Source organism: Neptunitalea chrysea (assembly GCF_027924145.1).
GTDB lineage: Bacteria > Bacteroidota > Bacteroidia > Flavobacteriales > Flavobacteriaceae > Neptunitalea > Neptunitalea chrysea.
Genome location: NZ_BRVP01000013.1, coordinates 1 through 22,933, shown reverse-complemented (window position 1 = coordinate 22,933; position 22,933 = coordinate 1). Strand labels below are relative to the sequence as shown.

The following is a 22,933-nucleotide window of genomic DNA, read 5'->3' as shown; positions in this document are numbered from 1 at the left end:
ATTTAAAATTTTATATCAAGACCAAAGGAGTACGTTTTAGAGAACGGATAATCGTTACCGTTACCCAACTGCTCAGGATCCACCGTATGGTCAGGATTATGTTTGTATATCGGAGAGAACGTAAACAGGTTCATCCCAGTTACATAAAATCTGATATTATCAATCTTTAATTTTGAGGTAATACTCTCTGGTACGGTATATCCCACAGTAATGTTCTTAATTCTTAAGTATGCAGCATTTTGCAAGTACTTATCGGAGTTCACACCAAGCTGTGCACCTTCATAAGGCCCACCTCTCTCTGCGTATACCGCTAAACGTGGAAAATAAGCATCCGGATTATCAGGTGTCCAAGCCATTCCTTCTATGCTTTTAGAATAAAAGTTTAAGTACTGACGGCTAAAAGGTCCCCAGAAATAACCGTTATCCGTACCCGGATTCCAGTCTCTGTTCATAATCCCTTGTGCAAATACATTAAAGTCGAAACCGGCATATTCACCCCCAACATTAATACCGTAGTTATATCGTGGCGAAGTATTCCCAATCTTCTTTAAATCACCATGATTTTCAAGGGTTAAATCACCCGGAGAAATTACCCCATCGCCATTTACATCTTTAAACTTAATATCTCCTGCAACAGGATGGTTAATCAGGTAGTTATTTTCAATACGCTCATTCACCAATACCTGATCGGCATGACTTAGATATTCATCATCAGACTGGAAGAATCCTTCTACTGTATATCCCCAAACTTCACCTATTTCTTGCCCTACATAGTATTGCTGAATATCTCCGTTAGGATTGTCGAACTTCGTAATAAACGTTCTGCTATCTCCTAGATTTACCCCAATATGGTATTTGAATTTCTTTTTCCCTAACTGAAACTCATCTCTCCAGTTTACCGAAAGTTCAAAACCTTTCGTTCTTAAATCGGCTGCATTTTCTACAGGCTCATCTGCGCCAAATACCGATGGTAATTGTTTCCCTTCAGTAAGCATATCCTTCACGTCGCGCTGAAACCAGTCATAATTAACAGTAAGTCTATTGTTAAGAAAACTAACATCTACCCCTAAATCTAAAGTTTGAGAAGTTTCCCAACTGTAGTTAGACGATACCGGAGCTGGTGAAGATAAATATTGAGATAATGCATCTTCTACCACATAACTAGACTGCTCTACAGACATGGTTGAGTAGTAATCGTATGCGCCCACATTTTGGTTTCCTAAAGCACCATAAGACGCTCTTAGTTTTAACGAGCTTACATAGGGTTTTAAAGGAGTAAAGAAATTTTCCTGACTTACTCTCCACGCTGCCGAAGCCGATGGAAAAAACCCTGCTCGGTTATCTTCCGGAAAACGAGATGACAAATCGTAACGCCCGTTAAACTCTACCAAATACTTATCGGCAATGCTATACTTTAAACGGTAAAAACCGGCACGTAATGCCCATTCTTCCTCTGTTGAGGTAAGGGTAATGTTATCGCCTGTTGCCAAATTAAATGAGTTTAAACTCTCTGATAAGTTTCCGTTTCTACTCGCAATATTTCTTTTAAACCATCGCCACTCCTGATTATACCCAACCAATGCAGTAAACTGATGGTTTTTAAATAATTTTGTAGTATAATCTGCATACGCGTTTACCGCCTGATACAAATAGTTACGCTCTAGCTCTTTATAAAGTTGAGTACTCTCTTTATAATATGAAACACCTTCCCCATTAGGCTGGTTGGTATGAGGTGTAGAAATAATACGTACCTGCTCTTGTTGTTGTCTTCTTCTAAAACTATAATCTCCCTTAATTTCTAATCCTTTGATTGGGGTAAGTACAAACGAAGTAGTATTGAATACCTCAAAATCGGTTTCGTTATCTCTACTCTTTCCATATAATAAATCGGCAAAAGTACCATCGGCAATATCACGGTTACTTGTATATGCCGAGTTAATCATAATACTTCCATCAGGATTATGCGGTAAAAACAACGGAGCTGCATGGTAGGTATACTTACGCCAGTTTTCACTGTTGCTAGACCCGCTTACATTACGTGTATTGGTAGCCGGCTCAGTATAATCGCTCTTGTAAACATTGGTTGCATTGCTTATTTTTAACCAAGATAATGGTTGCGCTTCAATTCGGTTTCTAATGGTATAAGTATCTATTCCGTTTTCACTTACCTTATAAATACCTTCTCTGGTATAAAACCTACCCGAAAGGTATACGCTAATTACATCGGTACCTCCGGTTAAACTAATGTTGTGTTCTTGAGAAGCCTGTGCATCACTAAACAAGGTATTCCACCAATCGGTATTCCCGTAATGTATGTAGCGTTCTACACCATCTACCGTTTTAATCAATACATTAGGTAATGAAGGATCCGCTTTTCTTGCTTCTAAATACGCATAATCCTCATCTGTATACCCCAAATATGTATTCGAGTTTTCTAATAAACTAAGCTTGTCACTCAACTTAGCCCACTCTAATCCATCGGTAATAAAATTATCGGTTCTAATGGTAGGACTACTCCAACCAAAGTTGGCATTATAGCTTACTTGCAATTTCCCTGCCTCTGCTTTTTTAGTAGTTACTAAAACAACCCCAAAAGAAGCTCTTGCTCCATAAATAGCTGCCGAAGAAGCATCTTTTAATACAGAAACAGAAGCTATATCTCTTGGATTGATACGATTGATATCTCCCTGAACCCCATCTATTAATACCAGAGGAGAACTCCCGTTAATAGAACCCATTCCTCTAATTGCAATATTAGCCTTTTCGTTAATGCCTCCATTGTCTAAGGTTACATTTAAGTTAGGCGAAATACCTTGTAATAACTGACTGGTATTTGGCCCAATGTTACGCTGAATTTCGTCACCATCTATAGAAGTTACCGCTCCGGTAAGATTCGCTTTCTTCTCTGTTCCGTACCCAACCACAACTACTTCTTCTAAAGCACCTGCTTCTTCGGTTAACACTACATTTACAGTAACCTGATTACCTACTACTATTTCTTGTGTAGTATACCCCATGTACGAGAATATTAATACGGCGTTTTCATTGGCTACAGTAATTGAGTACTCACCATCAAATCCGGTACTTATTCCGTTGGTTGTATTTTTTTCTTGCACGGCAACACCCGGCATAGGAACACCGTCTGCATCGGTTACATTACCAGTTACTACCAAACGTTGCCCAACTTTATTTCTATAGTTAGTTTGCGAAGTGGTTCGGCCTGTAATTACTACCTGACTACCGGTAATTACAAAGTTGAACTTGGCTTTTTTACTAAGGTCCGATAATATGTATTGTACACTGCTGTTATTATATACAGCATTATAGGTCGTTTTGTTTTTAAGTACAAACTCACCATAAGAGAAGGTAGCGTTTGTAGCCTCTTTTATTTTTGAAAAAATTTGAACCAACGTAGCATCTGTAAGATTTATGCTTATTTTTGTTTGTTCAAGTTCCTCCTGTCCTTTTGCGTGCACTGGTTTTAAGAGCAAGCAACAAATCAGGAGCATGAATGTTCTAATCCATTGAATTTTAAATTTCATAATACAATTTAAGTGTTGATGTTTTTGTTTTCACTTCGACGCTTTTAGAGAGCCTGTTGGCGCAGGCTCTTTTCCTTTTAATTATTCTACTTTCTTTATAGTAATCATGTGTTGCTTTTGGGTTAGTTGAACTTCGTTTATGATATTTATGCGCGCTATAATATTTTCTATTGATTCGGTTTTAGAGAAACTAAACGACATTAAAACCTCTTTGGCTTTTTCGTCTGCAAATTGTGTTTTTACATGAAATACTGTTTCTAAAGCCACGGCAAAATCTTTCATGGTTACACTGTTTAGTTCTATTTCCTCCTTCTGCCACAACCCATATAAAAAGGCATTTACAGGTTGCTCGGTAAGTTGTTGACTGTTTAAGGCATACACACCTTGTTTGTTAGGGGTTAACTGTAAAGTATCTTTTTGGTTGTATACGCGTACCTCACCTTCGGTAACGGTTACCTTTATATGGTTCTTGTCTTCTTTTACATTAAACTGAGTACCTACTACACGAGTGCTTATATCTCCTGTTTTAATAATAAAAGGTCTTTCCTTATTTTTAGTGACTTTAAAAAAGGCTTCTCCGTCTAGTTTAGAAAAACGGTTTTCCTGAAACGACTTATCGTAGTACAGTGTAGTCCCCGAGTTTAACCATACCTCTGAACCATCGGGTAAGGTAAATTGTTGTGGATTTTCATTAGCAGCTACCGAAACCGAATCATAACTTAGTGCATTGTAAATATTGGTGCCAAAATATGCCATGCTGCCTACCCCAATAAGTAATACTACTGCAGCAGCTACTTTGTACCATGTATGTAAACGGAATACCTTCGATTTTTTAGGTGTTGCCTTAGTTTGTATTGTAGTGGTTATATTGTTCCATACCTTGTTGCGTACCTGAGTAACCTCGGCAGGCATCGTAGCAGTATTCCATTTTTGCTCCATCCATTGAGTTACTTCTTCAGACGCTTGGTTGTTTTCTAACAACTCTAAAAAAGTTTCCAGCTCTTTACGGGTAGCTGTTCTGTTGGCGTATTTATTCCAAAGTGTATTTAATTGCTCTTTCACGTTCTCTAGCTATAACTATGTTATTACATCCGTTATATCCAGAAACATGGGGTATCACCTAATTAGAATAGATTAACAAAACGTTAAGAAAAAATAAATTGCTTAACATATAGCCTGTAATACCTATTTAATAAAGGGAAGAATGTACACCGCCAGCAACATATTCTTTTTTAAAATGGAGAGCGCCATGTTCATGTGATTCTCTACCGTACTGGCAGAAATGTTAAGGAGTTCGGCAATTTGTTTGGTACTCAAGCCCTGATAGCGTTTCATCTCAAACACCGTACGCGGACGCTCGGGCATCTCTTCCAACGATTTTTGAATGGCCTGTTCCATCTCTTCAGAAATCAGATTGCTTTCAGAAACATGGGTATCTGCTACTTCTACTTCTGCCGCATCTATACGTTCTTTTATGCCTTTTCTTAACGCTTTTAAAGCTTGATTTTTAGCAATGGTAAACAGATAAGAGTTAAACGATTTATCGGGTTGAAGGGTGGCTCTTTTTTCCCAAACAATAATAAAGGTTTCCTGAATTACATCGTCGGCATGCTCGGTAAGTTGTAGCGATTGCAAAAAGGCATACACCCGTCCAAAATACTTATTGTAAAGTATTTCAAAGGCTTTGTAGTCGCCCTCTTTTACTTGCGTAACCCATAATGCGTCTTCCAAAATTGTAGCCATTAATTTGCCAACAAAATTATGATAATCTGCTGAAAACGCAATTCTGGTAAATTAAGTTTTGGTTATTTGTTGGGGAGGTTGATGATTGAAAGCTAATTAAAAATAGAAAAAATGACATGAGGCAAGGCACCTCTAACATGCGGTTACCTATAAAATTAACTCCCCGATTGTGTTTTAACTCCGTTTTGTTTCAACCAATAAAAACTGTAACCAAATTGCAGTTGGTGGTAGTTTTGGTTTATATTATCAAACGCATGTACAAATTGATATCTAAAAAACATCTTACCCGTAGAAGATAAATTTAAATTCACTCCCATATTAATCGTGTTCATAAACTCACCTCCCGATAAGGAGCCCCCTTTTATAGTACTAACATTAAAGTCTTCTTTAAAACTTTTGAAATATGAAAGTCTATCACTTATACAAAAGTTTACTGCATTCTCGGGTGTTATTTGAAACTTATACTCAATAGGAATTTCTAAATTGTTTACAAACTGATTTTCTGCATCTTCAGCAGTTCTATAAAATGTTCTTCCAAACAAAACCCCCGTATTTAAGTGCATATCAAGTTTTAGATCCTGATTTTCCATGGTCACCAAATTCAATATGGGACCAAACGTAAAGTTTCGTTTTTGGAATATTTCTGTAAGTGGGTAATATGTATTTCCATCAAGTTCAGAAAGTAATACAAACTCTTTACCTTCTTCAAATTTAGAATACCGAACATTCAAATTCACAAAAGTTACATACCCTATACCTTTAGAAAGAAATGATAAAAATGGAGGTGACATATATTGTCCAAATGTTCTTGTATCCCTAAGGTTGGTATTCAGATTAAAACGTTTGTTAATTTCTGCTTGTACAAGTCCATTTTCTGTATCATCTAAACCAAAGGCATTTAAAGCATCGGTATAGACTACAATTTCAAAAAGCTCAGATTTGTCTTCTTTATATACTTCTACTTCACTTTGACTGGTATCTGCCTCATCTAATAGAATGGTCTGTGGTTCTGGACTAATATCATGTGCATTTAAGCCTATTTTTTCTGAATAATCTATAATATCTCCAAGATATACCTCTAAATTATAGAGTTTTCTTTTTGCATCATACTGTATATCTTTAACACTTAATCTTTCATTTGCTTGTATTCTTAAAATTTCTTTTTCTGTATATGACCTTTTAGAGAATAGCTTATTCCTTCTAAGATTCTTAATATTTGCCGATGAACTAATACCTATAGAGTATACATTTTTAAATTTTACCTCAAGCTCACCTATTTTCCCTTCTACCAACACCTTTTGTATATACCCATTTTTAAAGGTAATACCTACTTTTACATCCTTTAATTTTCCTATGCAATTATTACTAATACCACTAAAGCTATCCTTAACAAATACAGGTATCTCATTACTTATAAGGCTCATAGTACCAGCTACTAATTTTCCGTCTTCGGTGTTATGATAAGTTACCGATTGATAAAACAATACTGACACATTTTTATCAACCATACTATCATCAGCAGCCTTGTATGTTAAAGGAGTAGGAGTACCACCAACATCCACTTTTGTACTGTCTATTAATGTTTTAAGAGCAGCTTTAAATTTTAATTTGAAGCTATTGTAAAGTAACGGCTTCATTTTAAAACTAACATCCTTATTATAATACGTTAGTTTAAAATCATAAAACCCATCCGCATCTTGAGATGTAGTTAATAACATAGAATTAAAGTCTGTTCCGTTAGGTGGGGCATCTATACTTCCTTTCACCAAATCGGTTGGTACAAAATAAGACTGCGCGTATACTTTAGGCAAAACGCAAAGTAGCAGTATAAATAGAATTTTTTTCATAACTAAAGAAGTGATTAATAGTTGGTAACCTGTTTAACAATATTATACAGACTAAATTATCACAAATAGCTATCAATTAAATAGGGGTTTCCCTATGAACAGAATGGTATTTAGCCTTGCAAAAAAATAGGGGTTATTTGGGGTTAGTATGCAAAGCATTTAATCTCAATTATTGAGCACATAAGAATAAATTAGAAATGGTAAAGGAGTTAACTGTTACCTCAACTTAGACCCCAATTCAAAGTTTAGGCATACCAGGAATGGTTAATATTAGACTTTGCAGTTTCAATTGCTCTTATACATATACATAGCTTCTTGCATACCCCGCAGTAAAACCTACGCTCATCTGAAAGTCTGGCACCCACGGCAATGCGTTTTTTACCTTCCAAGGCAATTCGGAGACCAACTTGACTAGGGTAAATAAACGTACTCGATCGTTCTGTAATGGTATCTACATCTGCCCACAAAAATTCTCTTTTAATACCTATATTCCCTACTCCTGTAAATACGGTTCCGCCTCTTTTATTTAAGCGAAATTCTACCTTACCCGCTACCATTAAAGCCGCCATACTTATCATAAATATAGACGCTACTAGAAAAGGTAGCAAAGGCAACAAAATAAAAGGAGTATTCAAAAAAACTCCTTCAAAAATAAACACTGTAAAAGCGGTTAAAACTCCCCCCGCCCAAAGGGCTGCAAAGGGTACAAAAAAATACATTTGTCTATTTCGTAAACTAGCTCCTAGTACCATGTCATCCCGTTCTTTATAATACCAGGCTTGGTTGGGAGTAGTTTTTAAATCAAACGCACTCTTTTTAACATGTAACTGTTCCGATACTTTAAAAACCGTTCCGCAATAAGAACACTTGGCAGTATCTACTTGAATATTAATATTATCAGGAGCTATTTCTACTTTGCAGTTAGGACAATTCATCTATCTATACTTCTTCAAAACATATAAAACTACCACTCTCGTTGGTACTCATTCATTACCTGGGTAAGCGCACGCATTAAATAGTACCTGCGCTCATCTGATACACCAATACCTGCCATAATACGTTTTTTACCCTCTAAGGCTATTTGTGTATTGTGCTTGCCAAACGATCTAAAATTGCTTTCGCGCTCGGTAATATTATCTATATCCTCCCATAAAAAAGTACGGGTAACCCCAATAGACCCCACTCCGGTAAACACCTTACCGCCACGCTTGTCTAGTGTAAACTCCACCTTGCCAAATAACACACGAGCTATTACGGTAGAAATTATGATAAATCCTACTCCAAACGGAAGAAAAAAGAACGGAGGTAATTCATTAGTTTCACCATTGCTTTCCCCAATACCGGTACCAAACACTACTAACCACACACTAAAAAACGCAATGAATAAATATATCTGCTTAGATTGTAAATTAGCTCCTAAAATTATGTTATTGCGTTCTTTACGGTACCATGCTCCGTTAGGAACATCTTGTATGTTAAAGTTATTTTTACTTTGAGTAACTAATCCTGAAGGTTTAAATACATACCCGCATTGGGTACATTTGGCAATATCTGCCTGAATATTAATGTCGTTGCTAGGAATACTGTGGTTACACTTAGGACAATTCATGCTTTATTATCGATTAGTTAGGTTTTAAAATTACTAATTTTTTGAAGCTAAAAAGCCTAATTTTCTAACTTAATTCATACCCTAATCGTAGAAATAATTAAAAGATAACGAAATTACCTACCAACCTACCTATACTTTTCATACCTTTTAAATCTACTATAAATCTGAAAAACAGTCTCTAATGAAAAAAGTTGTTGTAATTACCGGAACCTCTACCGGACTAGGACTTGAAACAGCTATACTATTTGCAAAACAAAACTTTACGGTCTATGCTACCATGCGTAATTTGGCAAAACAAGACCTGCTGTTAGCAGCTGCTAAAACCAATAACGTAATCGTGCAAGTACTTCCTTTAGAGGTGACTAGTATAACTTCTATTACCTCAGCTATCACAACTATTGTAGAAAAAGAAGGGCGTATAGATGTATTTATAAATAATGCCGGAGCTGGTTTTGCCAAAACCACCGAACAAGCCACTGAAGAAGAAGTGGACTGGGTGTTAGATGTAAATTTTAAAAGCGTGGTACGGTGTGTAAAAGCAGTATTACCTGTAATGAGAGCACAAAAAAGCGGACATATCATCAATATATCGTCGGTTGGTGGTTTGGTAGGACAACCGTTTAACGAGTTGTATTGTGCTGCTAAATTTGCGGTGGAAGGATATACAGAAGCTATGGCAACGTATTTACCTCAAAACTTCGGTATTCATTTTACGGCGGTAGAACCGGGTGGTATTGCTACCGAGTTTACTAAATCGGCTACCGAAAAAACATTGGGCACTACCGGCTTACCACAAGATAATTACCTGCCTATTATTCAGCAATATATTGGAAAAAGACAAGAACGCGCTGCCGCTGGAAATACACCATCTTTTCAGACGGCTACTGAGGTAGCTGAGGTGGTGTTACAAGTTGCTCAAACCAGTACCCCTCCTATACGTATACGTACTTCTGCATGGGCAGAAGTATTTTGTAACTTTAAAACAGAAAAAGACCCTAACGGACTATTACAAAACCAAGCAGTGATAGAAAGTATGCTGGGAAGTAAGTAGTATTAAAGAAATTAATTACATTTAATACATAAAAATACCATGCTATGGCAAATAACCAAAATATTACTGTAGCGATACAATTGTATGAGAACAACCGCTTTTTTACTACTACCTAAGATGTTGCCAGCCAAACTGAAGATGTGGGTACCTACACCATACAAAACAATACCCTTCACTTAAAATACACCAAAAGACCTTCTATGTATTTAAAAGAGAAATATGTAGTAACCAATACGCTGCTCTATTGTATTACAGATTGCAGGTATATGGTAAAGGAATAAGAAAACAGTCTTATTGCTCTCATAAAACTAAAATTAATTTATTTATACCTTACAAGCAACCTTTTTTAAAAAGCTGCATCTATTAAGTAAGGGAATAAGAAATACCGAGAAGAGGCGCTGTTTATTGCTCATCATCATAGCATGGATAGGTTTTAAAAGTGATTACCTTCAGTAAACTTCCGTTTACTGAATATGACTTTAGTACAGAAATAAGGATCTTGGTTGGTATAATTATTTTGGTGAAAGTTACTTTCAGCTTCCCCATAATGACTCGGTAATCATTAATGGATAGGCATATAACAACGATTATTTAGAGTCAACTTTTACCTATAAAAATCTAACAGAATCTAGCTGCAACAAAGCTTGCAGTAACAGATACTTACGTATGGACTAATAAGACATAAATATTCTTCCAACTATTACAACTTGAGGTTACCCTGGGCACTAGTTTGTTCAGGGTATTTTTTAGAAGATTACCCACTATATTGCCTGTAAATTGAAATAACCCCTACTTTTTTTTAAGTCCGAGTATACTAAAAAACAAACTAAACAAAATAATCTGCACGCCTAACAACATGGTAGTAACCGATACAATTACCAAGCGCATCGGGTTACCCGATTCTATATCGCCAAAGCCCAGCTCTTTCCAATAATTGTAAGCAAGCACACCCAATACCAATCCGGCAAGGCTTAACAGAAAACCTAACAACAACCCTTTTTCAAGGTTAATGTATTTAAACAAACGATTGTAAGTATTCGTTTTAGGCAGTAATTCATTTTCTATAGTATACACCTTGGTGAGTCCGTAAAACACCACAAACTGAAACCCTATAAGAATAAAGCTCGATGCAAAAATAAGCGTATGCACATCAAAGGTAATACTCCCCAGTGTTACGGGTCCGGTTACTAAGGCGGCAGTAGCCAGAAGTCCAGGAATCATAAGTATAAGTCCGGGAATCAAAAACAACCACATAGGACAATATAATAAGAGAAACCTTAAATGTCGCCACCCATCTCTCCAGGTATTTAAATGCGGTTTACCGCTACGTCCGTCAGGAGATAAGACCACCGAAACCTCAACAATTTTAACCCCTTGCAAATTGGCTTTCACAATCATTTCAGAAGCAAACTCCATTCCGGTTGTATGCAAGTTTAGCTTATTATAAAGTGCTTTCGTAAAGCCTCGTAATCCACAATGAAAATCGCCTATACTGCTTTTAAAAAACAAACGCCCTACAAAAGACAGTACAGGGTTACCCAAATAGCGGTGCAAAAACGGCATAGCCCCCTTTTCAATTCCGCCTTTAAAGCGGTTCCCCATCACCAGCTCGTATCCTTCTTCTAATTTTTCAATAAACGGATTCAAGTTATAAAAATCGTAACTATCATCGGCATCGGCCATAATAATAAACGTACCTTTTGCCGCATCTATACCTCCACGTAACGCACTTCCGTAGCCTTTTTCGGTTACATGTACTACACGAGCTCCTAGTTTTTTAGCAATGGCTACAGAGCCATCGGTACTACCATTATCGGCAATTATAACTTCGGCTGCAATTTGCTGTTCGGCACAAAAACGTTGCGCCTTTTCTATACATGTAGCCAAGGTTTCGGCCTCGTTTAAACAAGGCATTACTATAGAAAGGGTTATCTGTTCCATACCCCTTGTTTTATAAACCGATCTAACAACATAAACAGCATAGCATATAGCACCCAATCATTATAAAACATAAAGCGGCGTATGGTATGTATTCCGGTAGCTACCAAGCCCACATTTAAAAAGGTTAATAATACCCCTAAAAATATAAACTTAACCACCTCATTAGCAGTTCCTGTACTCAATTTTATTCCACTAAAAATAAGCAATATAAAAAACACTAAAGCGTAGCGTGCACTATCAAACCCATAAATAAAGTTTTTAAGGTTTATGGCTGCCCATTTTTTAAAATTAAGCAGTACCAAGGTAGGCACCATATCTTTAGTAAGCGCATCTAACTGCATGTATTTTTCGTCTTCGGTAAGATTGGCTCCTAACAATTCCTTACCTTCATCATATAGGGTATGGTTGGCAATTTGGGTATAGTTATCTACGTAGAAAGTAATATCGGTTTCATTATTCCCTAATTCCAGTGTATTCAAGGTTAATTTTTTTGCTTCCAGACGTGCAATCATTTTCTTAAAAAAGGCACGCTCCACAGAATCATCAAATGCATCGGCATTACTGCTATTGGCCACAAACATAGCTGGGGTTAAAAGGTGAATCCCTGTCCATGGGGTATTTACATAGGCACCGTGTACTACTTTGTGGTACAGCTTATCTGCCTGTGATGTAAGAATGGGCAACAGCAAAAACAACCCTAAAACGAGCATCCCTTTACGGTAGTTTTTAGAGTTGTAAATTGTAAACAATCCGAGCAAAAAGCCAGCTACTACCAAAAATAAAAACTGACTACGGGTTAAAATAAGTACAAACAACCAGGGCATAGCGTACAACAAATAGGTAATACGCTCTTTTATAAAGGCTTTTATATACAGTCCAACCACCACCAAATACAGCGGGTATGCCAAGGCTCCGGAAAGTACCATGTTTACAATGTTTACAGTATATACACAAGGTACTAATAGTATTACTAGTAATAAGGCATACCAAATACCATTCATAGGAATAGTTTTTCTTAATGACCGTACCAAATAATACACCGCCCAAAAATTGATGAGGTTTTGTAAAATAAGGGTAGCGGTTAAATATCCCTTACCAAACAAGCTTTGTAACAGTTGCAAAAACATAGGATAGGTAGGAGATCTAATGATTTCCATGTTTATATATCCTGAAGAGTCGGGGGCTAATTGCATAGGTTTGCTAAGGCTTACCGCCCCAACTACTATAAATACCAAAAACGCCCATAAATGAAAACTTTTATCTGCTACAAAACGGTTATGCATATGCTATCTCTTACAAGGTACTAAGATATAATTTTATTGTAAAAAGGTGGAGAATTAAGGTTTCATGTTCAAGGTTTAAAAATATTATTTTGAATCTTGAATTGTAAAACCGTAAAGGGTTTGTAAAACCAGTAATGTATTCCCTTCTATGTGATAAGTTGCCGAAATCCCTTTATGGCAAATTAGCAATAGCTGGCTTTACGCTCCCTCTTTATAAAAATAATTCATCTTTATTCAATAATTGAGATTAAACACTTCGTGGGCGTACCCCAAAGTAGTTTACTGCTAAAAGGCACACCCAAATACTCCTAAAAAAATAACTCAATAAATAACCAAAAACCATATTGTTGCAAATAGTACCTACGCAACAGATAATAGCCTCTAACAGGAGTATTGGAGTACCCTCTCATTGCTGTAATTATAATACACTGTACTTAGGGGAAAAACTTTTTCTATTTCATTCATTATCAGTTACAAATTAATAATCGAGATTAAAAAATGGTTACTAAAAAAAGGTGAACCAACCCAAAACCACTTTGAAACATCTTTATATACCCATAAAATCAAATTAGTATATTTACTTTTTATCTAAATTAAATCATGGATACTATTTTTTCTATTGTATATCAACTTCTTAAAAATATAGAATCCCTTACGGGACTTACCTACCATGAGGTAAACATTATAACTTACTACATCATAGTACCCATGGTGTTTATATACATGATAGGAAGAATTCTACAACATCAAAAACTCTTTAAAGGGTTTGCTGGTTATTATTCTAAAAGGTGGTAAAGAAAAAACAATTGATCTAAATAACATTAAAAAAGAAGATACTGAAAAATTATACCAATTATTAACTAAAAAAAGACATCTTGAAACAAACAAAAAAAAACACTCAATATAAAAAATGGGCCTTTAGATGTTTAATCTGTGTAGTAGTCTTAAACATAGCTACCTATTATGTAACCCTTACACAGGTAGATATGTCATTTGTACCCGATATACGCCAAATGACTACCACCCAAAAAGTGTTGCGAATAGTAGGTATACTAACAAATTTACTTTTTGTAGCAGGATTGGTACTTACCATCATGAGTATGGTTAAAAAAGAAAAGAAAGACTACCAATGGTATACTGCCGTTATTGGATTTGGACTTCTACTACTGTTTTTTTTCAGCTTGGTTTTATACGGTATTTTTGTGTTTGTAGCGTAACTTATACCTATCTTGTTAAGTATTCATTAGGCAAACAAATATCATTTATATATTAAATAAGCATTAATATACTGTAACATCCCTTATTTTTATACATTCTTAAGTTATAAATACTTACATTTATCACTTTTAGAAGTATGAAATTATTTTCATTTTTAAAAAAACCCAAACAAAAAGCTGAAACAGAAAAAACGGTACTCCCATGGCAAAATTTGCCTCCGATATTTTTACATATTAAGAGGTACATTGATGCAACAGGAATGTTGAGCAGTAAGGGAAATGTATTACCCGACCAAGATAAGCGTTATAAAGATAACGGCTTACGTTGGGTTAGTGGCGGTCAAGACAGCATTTTGGGTTTTAACGGAGGAAACAAAAACCTAGATAATACGGCAGATAAAGTAGCTACTTATGCTGCTGAGATATCACTTACGAATAACTTAAACACCCGTATAGACCTATACAAAATTCTTATAGAAGACAATGTATTGGCATACATAGAAACTGCCATGGAAAAAATGGCTAGTATGGAAATACAGGTATCTCCTCATTTAGATAGATATGCCCGATGGCTGGCTTTTCAGGCTCCTCATAGAGGGGCGGTAAAATTAGGGATTGCCTTACTGGGAATTATTGGCAACAATTACGATAAAAAAGGACTTATAACGCTAGGAAAACATGAAGAGTTTACCCTCTTTGCTGCGGTGGCTATTATGAATATGTCTGAAACGCCCGAGCTAGATTTATGGAATATGGCAAAGTATGTTAGCGGCTGGGGAAAAATAAATATTGTAGAACGCCTTGCCGAAACCAATAACCCTGATATTAAGAATTGGTTGCTGCGAGAAGGTTTTAAAAATACCATTATGTATGAGTATTTGGCATACACCTGTGCTGTGGCAGGGAACCTAAAACAGGCGTTAACAGCCCGCAAAATAGATACTGATTTGTTTAAAGGAGCAGGAACCATTTTAACCACCCTCTTAAACGACAATAGTCCGGTAGAAGACATCTACAGCTATGAAGATGGTGCTGAAGCCTTGCAATTATATCTTAACCACATGACACATCACAATGATTTGTCTATTAACGAATTTATTATACTACACAGATTTAAAGACTTTTTAGAAGACACTGCCAAAGATTGGAAAGATTTAGACGCTATGGACTGGACAGAAGATCATCGTGCTAATTTACTTATAGACATACATACAATACTTTCTAAAACCAACTGGAATGCTATTGTGAAAGAACAGTTAGAAAATCCGTCTATACCGTTTTGGCAAATAAAACAAGCTGGTAAATTATTACATATTAGCACTTGGGATACTTACCTACAATTGCTTACTAATAAACCTATATGCGATAGCTATTGGTTCTTTATACACGACTATGTCTCTGACGAAACTATTGACCTATTGATTGACTTGGCAAAGAAAAAATTTGATCTTTCTAAAATTGCAAGCAGTGTACAACAAACCGAACCTAAAGGGGCAATATTTGAAGAGCTAATGGCATTTGATTCGGTTTTATATACGTTAGCAAAGTATCCGGGTAAGGGCGTTACTTTGCTAAAAGCCGGATTAGAAAGTCCGTTAGCTAAAAACAGGTATACGGTTACCTACATTTTAAGTGAATGGGGAACCGATAACATACCGTCTACTTTTAATAGCTTATTAAAGAAAGTACTAAAAAACGAACTTGAAGAGAACCTTATTAAACGCTATGAAAAACTATTAAATAAATAGTGCAGGTCACTTTCTTTTACCCCTAAAAAAAGTAGTCTGTTTGTTGCCATATAAAATGTACTCATAGAAAAGCAGCCAATCCTTGAATGAATCTTATTTTTTTGAAGCTGTCATTTTGTTAAAAAATTAGTCAACCTAAAGTATTAAAAAATTTTAGGCAATGCTGTTTTATTAAAGACAATAAGAAGGCGTGTTTTTTATCAAAAAAAAAACAGAAATCATTCGTTCAAAAGAAGTCTTGAGATTAATTTTGTAGCTTTTATAAATATATTACTTATGCATAAATATCTACTTGCAGGCAAAAAGATGAAATTCAGAAATTTATTACTTGAATTTAACAGAAGAAATGCCCAAGGACTTTTACAAGAAACGTCTACTAGCACGATTTTAAAGACTATTAAGCGTTTATATACAGAAATTAAATATAATTTTAGTAAAAAAGAATGGAATGCCTGGGCACATAAAGGTTTGTTGGCAGCCGGACTTATTGCTTCTACAAGCTTACAAGCTCAAAACACAAACACTCCTGATTTTGGTGTAGGAACTCATTTTCATCATAATGGATCGGAAGTGTATTTTTCAGGTGGTTTTGCAGCACCAGCCATGGCAGATATCGATGGAGATGGTGATTTGGACATGATAGTTGGAATGAGAACTGAGTACAGCTCTTTAGACTCTAGTACGTACGACTATATCATGGAACCTAAGTTTAAAGTGTATAGTGATTTTGACTCTGCTACAGACTCTTTTCAGAACTCGTTTGAGCTTAATACGAATGGATTTTCTATAGCCAATTACGATAATCCGTATTCATACGCTACTACTGCATTTGTTGATTTTGATGAAGATGGGGATGTCGATTTGATTACAGGGAATTATAATGAGACATTATCATTATTAAAGAATGATGGTAACGGAAACTTTTCTTTTGACAGCTATGTGCAAGCTAATGGATCTGATATTAGTGCAGGAAACTTTATGCATGCCAATTTTGCTGATATTGATGGTGATGGTGATATGGATATGTTAGTAGGAGAGCGACATTCCTATGGTGGAGGATATGAATCACAGATTCATGTTTATGAAAATACAGCCGGAGCAGGAAACCCTATTGCATTTTCAAATGCCGGACAAATATTAAGATCGGGAGATACTAATGTTTTGGGTACTGGTATTATTGGTTTTCATATGCCTGTGCCATATTTAGTTGATTATGATGGTGATACTGATTTAGATTTATTTGTAGGGTTGAATACAGGAGATTTGTATTATTTTGAAAATGAAGGAGGAACAAATGCGCATAGTTTTGACTCTGGAAACAACGTTACAATTGATTATGCGTACAATTATACCTATAATACAAGGTCTTGTCCACTAGTTGTTGATATAGATGAAGACGGAGATTTAGATTTAATATCTGGATTTATTGATAACTCAGGAACTTCTGGAGAATTGTATTTGTTTGAATCAGACAGTAGCACTATGGCTATTAATCAGTTTGAAACTAATGAGATAAGCGTTTATCCTACCAAGGTAATTCATGAGTTGAATATATCCGGAAAAGGAGAACAATATAACATTCATGTTTATACCACTACCGGACAGCAACTTATTTCTGCTGAAAATGTAACTTCTGTGAATGTTTCGAAATTGAAATCGGGGATCTATCTAGCTGTTGTAGCAGATGAGAACGGAGTAACGAAAACTCAAAAGTTTGTAAAGCTATAATTATTTGAAGTGCTTTCTTATTTTATAAATGTGTTCCAAATGTCATAAATTATGAATGATAAACCTGATATTACTCCTTTTCAATTAACGTACTCTGCACAAGTACCAGAGATACTTCATAGATTGAGGTGTAGTATATTGCTATCAACGTTTCAAGCAGGAAAACTGATTGCTATTTCATCTAAAGATGAAGACTCAATGGTACAACTTGCCAGAAATTTTAATAGACCCATGGGAATTACATTCAGCGATGAGTATAATAAAATGGCATTGGCATCTTTTAATGAAGTAATTCAGTTTAGAAATTCTAATGTATTGGCAAAAACATACCCCGTACAACAAAATAGGTACGATAGTTTGTATTTGCCAATGCAAAGTAATTATACCGGGCAATTAGATTTACACGATTTGTCATACGGTGAATCGGGAGAGTTATATGCTGTTAATACCATGTTTAGTTGTATTTGTACTTTTGATGCCAATTATAACTTTAAACCCTATTGGAAGCCTCATTTTATATCGGAGTTAAAGCCTGAGGATCGTTGTCATTTAAACGGGATGGCATTGAAAGACGGGAAGCCGAAATATGCTACTGCTTTTGCTGTTTCAGACACTCCTACCGGTTGGAAAAAGGATTTGACCCGTACGGGAATCTTGATAGATATAGAGACACAGGAAATTATTTTAGAGGGGTTGGGAATGCCACATACCCCCAGAATTATCAACGGTGAACTTTATGTATTGCTTTCAGCAACAGGGCAGCTGATTAAAGTAGATGTAGAAAATAAAAAGTATACGGTAGTAACTGAACTTCACGGCTTTGTTAGAGGGATGTCTTTCTACAAGGATTATTTATTTATCGGAATGAATAAACTAAGAAAGAATTCATCTAGTTTTGCACATTTAGATGTAGCTAAACTCTCTGATTTTGCAGGCATTAAAATTGTTCATTTACCTTCAGGTAGTTTACAAGGGTATTTAAAGTACCTTTCATCAGTTGATGAAATTTACGATGTGGAGTTATTGCCAGGGGTAATGAGACCTAATATTCTTAATAATATAACCGATAACTTTAAAAAGAGCATTCTAACAGAAGAGCATGCTTTTTGGATTGAAAATAAGAAGTGATTTTTTACAAATCAAGTTCCCTCTATTAAATCGAGGGAACTTAATTTGTTTGAGCGTTTTGAAATTCAACCACTTAATCTCATATCTCTCATTGCGTTTATTCTAGTTCATACGTTTTTATTGAATTAAGAATTCATAAATCTTCGGTTTGCATTCTATATAAAAAACCTTACTTTTTGGTTCGTTTGGTGTTAAGACAAAATGAATATAATTATATTTAAAGCATATTTACCTAAATAAATAGCTGATATAAGCAAGTACTGCAAACCCTATGAAACAACACCACTACAAAGTAACTGTTAACTGGACAGGAAATGAAGGACAAGGCACAACTACCTACCGTGCATACAACCGTAACCATACCATTATTGCAGAAGGTAAATACAATGAATTGTTAGGCTCATCGGATCCTGCTTTTTTAGGCGATGCTACACGGTATAATCCTGAAGATTTGTTTTTGGCATCGCTAAGTGCTTGCCATATGCTATGGTACTTACACCTATGTACTACTAACCATATTATAGTAACCGATTATAAAGACCACGCCACAGGAATTATGGACGAAGAACAAGATGGTCGTGGAAAATTTTCGGAGGTTACGCTTTTCCCAGAGGTAACCATAACCAACCCCAAGCAAATCGATTTGGCGAATAGCTTGCATAAAAAAGCCAATGAAATGTGTTTTATTGCAAATTCTTGTAACTTTGTTATTCATCATAAACCCATAATCATTACAACATAACATTTGTTAATGATACAAACACCCCTTATCCTACAGCACTAAATAATCAAACTGATGGATACTAAAAAAATTGAACTTATAGCCAATATTTCTCTTATCGTAATAGGACTGGTATTGGGAATTGTTTTTTATGTTACCGACACCAAAAATTAGGCTCTGTGTTAATCCGAAAAGTTAGCGTCTTTTTACACGCTACGTTTCATACACAAGCACGTTGTGTGTAAGCTTGGAAAAAAGCCACGACCGAAAAAATTTCACGATAATGTCCAAAAATGAAAACCTTAATTGTCTTTAGAATAAATCAATACTTTTAAAAAATGAAACAGTTTTTATTATTACTACACGAAGACATTGAAAAAATGGAAAATTTATCGCCAAAGGAAATGGAAGAATTGGCGAATGCTCATATGACTTGGGCTGAAAAATTAGCTGAATCAGGACATTTAATTTCAGGAGATGGGCTACAACAGAAAGGTGTTTTGATTTCGGGCAAAAATTCAGTTGTCAAAGACGGGCCTTATTTGGAATCGAAAGAAATAATTGGAGGTTATTATCTTTTACAAGCCCAAAACTTGGAAACAATCGTAGAACTTGCCAAAGAATGTCCTTGTCATAATTGGGGTGGAACAACCGAAATTAGACAAATTATGGATATGGAAGATTATGAGCAATCCAACTGCTGAAACTAATTACCGAGCGATATACGGTAAGCTTTTTTCGGCTCTGACTCGCCAATTTGGAATACGATATTTTTCAGAAATCGAAGATGCTATCCAAAACAGTTTTTTAAAATCGGTAAAGAATTGGAAACCTGATAATACACCGAAAAAGAAAGAGGATTGGCTCTACATAACGGCAAAGAACGATTTGTTGAACCAGTTAAAACGTAACAACAAAACAACTGATTTAGAAGTTTATCAAACAAAAAGTTATTCCGAGCCAAAAACAAATGATTTGCGTTTAGAAACATTATTTCTTATCGCTTCATCAAAAAGTATTTCTAAACAAGCTAAAATAGTTTTCGTTTTAAAAAACATATTCGGACTTGGAGTTCAAGAGATTGCAAAGAGCACCTTACTTGGTAACGAGGCCATTTACAAAATGGTCAAAAGATCAAAATCTTCACTTCAAGACGAATATAAAGACCGACAAATTTCTGGAATCATAAAAAGAATCCAAAATGAAGAAATTTCTTTAGTCGAAGAAGTTTTATATGCAGTTTTTAATTCAGGATTCGATTCGTTCAACGAAACACAAAAATCAATCGTAAATAAAGATTTATGTTTGGAATCTTTTGCCCTTGCCAAAATCTTATTCAACGATTACAATCAACAATCTACGAGCAATTTATTATCCCTTTTTTGCTTTCACATTGCGAGAATAGAAGCTAAAATAAGTGATGGGAATTTGATTTCCTTTTTCAATCAAGACCGCAAAAAATGGAATGATGAAATGATTAATCTCGGTTTTCATTATCTAAAAAAGCCTGACAAAATCAGTAAAATTTATATTGAAACTTTGATTGTCAGCAAGTATATGACCACGCTTTCTTTCACAATTGATTTTTGGAAAGACATTATCAAACTTTACGAAATCCTATTACAAATTTCGCCTTCGCCAATCATCGAAATCAATTATTGTTTCTGTCTGTACAAAGCTGAAAGAAAGGAAGAAGCCATAATTTTATTGGAAAATTTAGAACGTGAATTGACATCCGAACACATTTATCTATCGCTAATAAAAGCAACTTTTTTAAGTGAAACAAATCCTAAAGAATCAGAAAAAATAACTGCAAGTATAATTACAAAAATGAACCAAGAGATACGCAAAAAGTATGTATTGGAATCCAAATTTATAAACTTATAATTCAATGAAAACACTAATAAAATTAACACTTTTAATTGCAACGATATTTATAATTGTATCGTGTAATTCAGCAACAAACGAAAAGAAAAATAATTCAAAAAAAGCAGTAGAAAACTTCGATTGGCTACTCGGAAAATGGGAAAGATTGTACGAAGAAACAGGCAAAAAAACATTTGAAAACTGGGAAAAAATAAGTCAAAACGAATATTCGGGTATCGGCTTTACTATGCAAGGTTCCGACACGATTAAGCAAGAAAAAATACGAATCGGAAAACAAAACGGAAAATGGGTTTTAATCGTGAAAGTTCCCGAAGAAACCGAATCAATTACATTTCCGATTACTGAACTGAAAAGCGATGAGTTTACTTGTACAAACGACTCATTGGACTTTCCAAAACAAATCAAATATTGGAAAAATGGAGAGAAAATAAACGCTTTGGTTTCGGGAGATTCATTAAAAATAGACTTTGAATTTGAACGATTGAAATAAAGCCTATACATAACAAAGACGTGTATAAATCATTGGTCTACAATTAGTTAAATTAAAAATTAGAACAACTAAAAAACAAAACGTAAATTTGAAAATGAAGTGCTATAAATGCCCAACGCTTCATACACAAACAGGTTATAGCAAATTAAAGAGAGAATATGTTCAACATAGGTAGAGACTACATTCAACGGTTGAGAAAGAACAAGAATCAGCTTTATAAGGACTTAAAACCCAAGGATCGAATATGCAAAATTGTCACGGATCATATTTTACCTAATCTTGGTATTAACGGGTTTAAATTTATTAAATCCAGAATGCAACTTGAAAGAACACTTGGAGACTTTAAGCAGGTCATTTGGTTTAGAACTTCGATCAAAAATTATAGGGATGAAGTTGTGAATTTTGAAATTCATCTGAAAGTCGAAAATGAGGATTATCAAAAACACTGCATCAATAAATACAATTACCCTAAGCCCTCTTTTATTAGTGAACATGTAGAATACTTGAAACAATGGAATCAAGAATATTGCGAGGGTTGGTATCGGTTACAACTTGATGATAACATTAAAATTGCTGAAAGGATAACAGAAAATATTACAAGTTGTGTAAATACTTATTTAGACGTGAATTCAAGCTTCGATAAATCACTTGAATACAGATTAAACGAATTTAACAATCTTGACTATTTTGGTCTTTTGATTATACCAGACTTACTTATTCTTTCAGAATTGACAAACAATAAAAAGGTTCAGAAAACAATTTTAGAAGCTTATGAAAATTGGAAACAAACTGATGAAGGAATAAAAGATGTTAATGAAGGGGCAGACATATTTGACACAATTGATAACATTAAAAAATTGCTATAACAAAGTACTGTGGTAAAAAACAAGTAAAAACTCATTAATTTGTTACTAAAACACTTCGATAAGTTTGATCGTAAACCAATCCTGATTTTGCAATAGCAAATGCTTGTTTTAACAACTTATTACAAATTCTTT

The 22,933-nt window shown here is 35.0% G+C and carries 19 protein-coding genes; 11 read left to right on the top strand and 8 right to left on the bottom strand.

Going from position 1 to position 22,933, the window contains the following annotated elements; genetic code table 11:
* Nucleotides 1-2: 2 nt before the first annotated feature.
* The 6 genes from NBRC110019_RS10255 to NBRC110019_RS10230 form a co-directional block, all read right to left on the bottom strand.
* Nucleotides 3-3,542 (bottom strand): SusC/RagA family TonB-linked outer membrane protein, encoded by a 3,540-nt coding sequence (locus NBRC110019_RS10255; RefSeq protein WP_281754579.1) that lies wholly within the window; start codon nt 3,540-3,542, stop codon nt 3-5.
* 81 nt (nt 3,543-3,623) lie between these two features.
* Nucleotides 3,624-4,604, bottom strand: a complete 981-nt coding sequence (locus NBRC110019_RS10250; protein WP_281754577.1) for a FecR family protein — start codon at nt 4,602-4,604, stop codon at nt 3,624-3,626.
* 123 nt (nt 4,605-4,727) lie between these two features.
* On the bottom strand, nt 4,728-5,285 hold the full coding sequence (locus NBRC110019_RS10245) for an RNA polymerase sigma factor (protein WP_281754576.1): 558 nt from the start codon (nt 5,283-5,285) through the stop codon (nt 4,728-4,730).
* Nucleotides 5,286-5,440: 155 nt separating this feature from the next.
* A complete protein-coding gene (locus NBRC110019_RS10240) occupies nt 5,441-7,132 on the bottom strand; it encodes a hypothetical protein (RefSeq protein WP_281754575.1) in 1,692 nt (563 codons plus the stop codon).
* A 245-nt stretch (nt 7,133-7,377) separates the two neighbouring features.
* Complete coding sequence (locus tag NBRC110019_RS10235) at nt 7,378-8,067, bottom strand: hypothetical protein (RefSeq protein WP_281754574.1); 690 nt, start codon at nt 8,065-8,067, stop codon at nt 7,378-7,380.
* A 29-nt stretch (nt 8,068-8,096) separates the two neighbouring features.
* Nucleotides 8,097-8,741: a hypothetical protein gene (locus NBRC110019_RS10230; RefSeq protein WP_281754573.1), complete on the bottom strand. Its 645-nt coding sequence runs from the start codon at nt 8,739-8,741 to the stop codon at nt 8,097-8,099.
* A gap of 181 nt (nt 8,742-8,922) precedes the next feature.
* Here NBRC110019_RS10230 and NBRC110019_RS10225 point away from each other — a divergent pair, with 181 nt between their 5' ends.
* Nucleotides 8,923-9,792, top strand: a complete 870-nt coding sequence (locus tag NBRC110019_RS10225) for an SDR family oxidoreductase (RefSeq protein ID WP_281754571.1) — start codon at nt 8,923-8,925, stop codon at nt 9,790-9,792.
* Nucleotides 9,793-10,581: 789 nt separating this feature from the next.
* Here NBRC110019_RS10225 and NBRC110019_RS10220 read toward each other — a convergent pair.
* Nucleotides 10,582-11,733, bottom strand: coding sequence for a glycosyltransferase family 2 protein (locus NBRC110019_RS10220; RefSeq protein WP_281754570.1), 1,152 nt, complete (start codon nt 11,731-11,733; stop codon nt 10,582-10,584).
* Complete coding sequence (locus NBRC110019_RS10215) at nt 11,721-13,016, bottom strand: hypothetical protein (RefSeq protein WP_281754569.1); 1,296 nt, start codon at nt 13,014-13,016, stop codon at nt 11,721-11,723. Before NBRC110019_RS10215 ends, NBRC110019_RS10220 begins: the two co-directional genes overlap by 13 nt.
* A 600-nt stretch (nt 13,017-13,616) precedes the next feature.
* Between NBRC110019_RS10215 and NBRC110019_RS10210 the strand changes: the two genes are divergently transcribed.
* From NBRC110019_RS10210 to NBRC110019_RS10165, 10 genes are all read left to right on the top strand, one after another.
* Nucleotides 13,617-13,811, top strand: coding sequence for a hypothetical protein (locus NBRC110019_RS10210; RefSeq protein WP_281754568.1), 195 nt, complete (start codon nt 13,617-13,619; stop codon nt 13,809-13,811).
* A gap of 80 nt (nt 13,812-13,891) precedes the next feature.
* On the top strand, nt 13,892-14,233 hold the full coding sequence (locus tag NBRC110019_RS10205) for a hypothetical protein (RefSeq protein WP_281754567.1): 342 nt from the start codon (nt 13,892-13,894) through the stop codon (nt 14,231-14,233).
* A 137-nt stretch (nt 14,234-14,370) separates the two neighbouring features.
* Complete coding sequence (locus tag NBRC110019_RS10200; RefSeq protein ID WP_281754566.1) at nt 14,371-15,981, top strand: hypothetical protein; 1,611 nt, start codon at nt 14,371-14,373, stop codon at nt 15,979-15,981.
* Nucleotides 15,982-16,257: 276 nt separating this feature from the next.
* Nucleotides 16,258-17,709, top strand: coding sequence for a T9SS type A sorting domain-containing protein (locus tag NBRC110019_RS10195; RefSeq protein WP_281754565.1), 1,452 nt, complete (start codon nt 16,258-16,260; stop codon nt 17,707-17,709).
* 51 nt (nt 17,710-17,760) lie between these two features.
* Nucleotides 17,761-18,837 carry a TIGR03032 family protein gene (locus NBRC110019_RS10190; RefSeq protein WP_281754563.1) on the top strand — a complete coding sequence of 359 codons (1,077 nt, stop codon included), beginning with the start codon at nt 17,761-17,763 and terminating at the stop codon, nt 18,835-18,837.
* A gap of 271 nt (nt 18,838-19,108) precedes the next feature.
* Nucleotides 19,109-19,579, top strand: a complete 471-nt coding sequence (locus NBRC110019_RS10185; RefSeq protein ID WP_281754560.1) for an OsmC family protein — start codon at nt 19,109-19,111, stop codon at nt 19,577-19,579.
* Nucleotides 19,580-19,896: 317 nt separating this feature from the next.
* Nucleotides 19,897-20,262: a YciI family protein gene (locus NBRC110019_RS10180; protein WP_281754558.1), complete on the top strand. Its 366-nt coding sequence runs from the start codon at nt 19,897-19,899 to the stop codon at nt 20,260-20,262.
* The gene (locus tag NBRC110019_RS10175; RefSeq protein ID WP_281754556.1) at nt 20,243-21,445 is read left to right on the top strand and encodes a DUF6596 domain-containing protein; all 1,203 of its coding nucleotides are present in this window, start codon (nt 20,243-20,245) and stop codon (nt 21,443-21,445) included. The genes NBRC110019_RS10180 and NBRC110019_RS10175 overlap by 20 nt, the downstream gene beginning before the upstream one ends.
* A 4-nt stretch (nt 21,446-21,449) precedes the next feature.
* On the top strand, nt 21,450-21,935 hold the full coding sequence (locus NBRC110019_RS10170) for a DUF6265 family protein (protein ID WP_281754555.1): 486 nt from the start codon (nt 21,450-21,452) through the stop codon (nt 21,933-21,935).
* Nucleotides 21,936-22,249: 314 nt separating this feature from the next.
* A complete protein-coding gene (locus NBRC110019_RS10165; RefSeq protein ID WP_281754554.1) occupies nt 22,250-22,801 on the top strand; it encodes a hypothetical protein in 552 nt (183 codons plus the stop codon).
* The last annotated feature ends 132 nt before the right edge of the window (nt 22,802-22,933 follow it).

What these genes read in the sequence shown, in the direction of transcription:
- NBRC110019_RS10255 (WP_281754579.1), bottom strand. Translation starts at nt 3,542, where the DNA reads ATGAAATTTAAAATTCAATGGATTAGAACATTCATGCTCCTGATTTGT.
- NBRC110019_RS10245 (WP_281754576.1), bottom strand. Translation starts at nt 5,285, where the DNA reads ATGGCTACAATTTTGGAAGACGCATTATGGGTTACGCAAGTAAAAGAG.
- NBRC110019_RS10240 (WP_281754575.1), bottom strand. Translation starts at nt 7,132, where the DNA reads ATGAAAAAAATTCTATTTATACTGCTACTTTGCGTTTTGCCTAAAGTA.
- NBRC110019_RS10235 (WP_281754574.1), bottom strand. Translation starts at nt 8,067, where the DNA reads ATGAATTGTCCTAACTGCAAAGTAGAAATAGCTCCTGATAATATTAAT.
- NBRC110019_RS10230 (WP_281754573.1), bottom strand. Translation starts at nt 8,741, where the DNA reads ATGAATTGTCCTAAGTGTAACCACAGTATTCCTAGCAACGACATTAAT.
- NBRC110019_RS10225 (WP_281754571.1), top strand. Translation starts at nt 8,923, where the DNA reads ATGAAAAAAGTTGTTGTAATTACCGGAACCTCTACCGGACTAGGACTT.
- NBRC110019_RS10220 (WP_281754570.1), bottom strand. Translation starts at nt 11,733, where the DNA reads ATGGAACAGATAACCCTTTCTATAGTAATGCCTTGTTTAAACGAGGCC.
- NBRC110019_RS10215 (WP_281754569.1), bottom strand. Translation starts at nt 13,016, where the DNA reads ATGCATAACCGTTTTGTAGCAGATAAAAGTTTTCATTTATGGGCGTTT.
- NBRC110019_RS10210 (WP_281754568.1), top strand. Translation starts at nt 13,617, where the DNA reads ATGGATACTATTTTTTCTATTGTATATCAACTTCTTAAAAATATAGAA.
- NBRC110019_RS10200 (WP_281754566.1), top strand. Translation starts at nt 14,371, where the DNA reads ATGAAATTATTTTCATTTTTAAAAAAACCCAAACAAAAAGCTGAAACA.
- NBRC110019_RS10195 (WP_281754565.1), top strand. Translation starts at nt 16,258, where the DNA reads ATGCATAAATATCTACTTGCAGGCAAAAAGATGAAATTCAGAAATTTA.
- NBRC110019_RS10190 (WP_281754563.1), top strand. Translation starts at nt 17,761, where the DNA reads ATGAATGATAAACCTGATATTACTCCTTTTCAATTAACGTACTCTGCA.
- NBRC110019_RS10185 (WP_281754560.1), top strand. Translation starts at nt 19,109, where the DNA reads ATGAAACAACACCACTACAAAGTAACTGTTAACTGGACAGGAAATGAA.
- NBRC110019_RS10180 (WP_281754558.1), top strand. Translation starts at nt 19,897, where the DNA reads ATGAAACAGTTTTTATTATTACTACACGAAGACATTGAAAAAATGGAA.
- NBRC110019_RS10175 (WP_281754556.1), top strand. Translation starts at nt 20,243, where the DNA reads ATGAGCAATCCAACTGCTGAAACTAATTACCGAGCGATATACGGTAAG.
- NBRC110019_RS10170 (WP_281754555.1), top strand. Translation starts at nt 21,450, where the DNA reads ATGAAAACACTAATAAAATTAACACTTTTAATTGCAACGATATTTATA.
- NBRC110019_RS10165 (WP_281754554.1), top strand. Translation starts at nt 22,250, where the DNA reads ATGCAACTTGAAAGAACACTTGGAGACTTTAAGCAGGTCATTTGGTTT.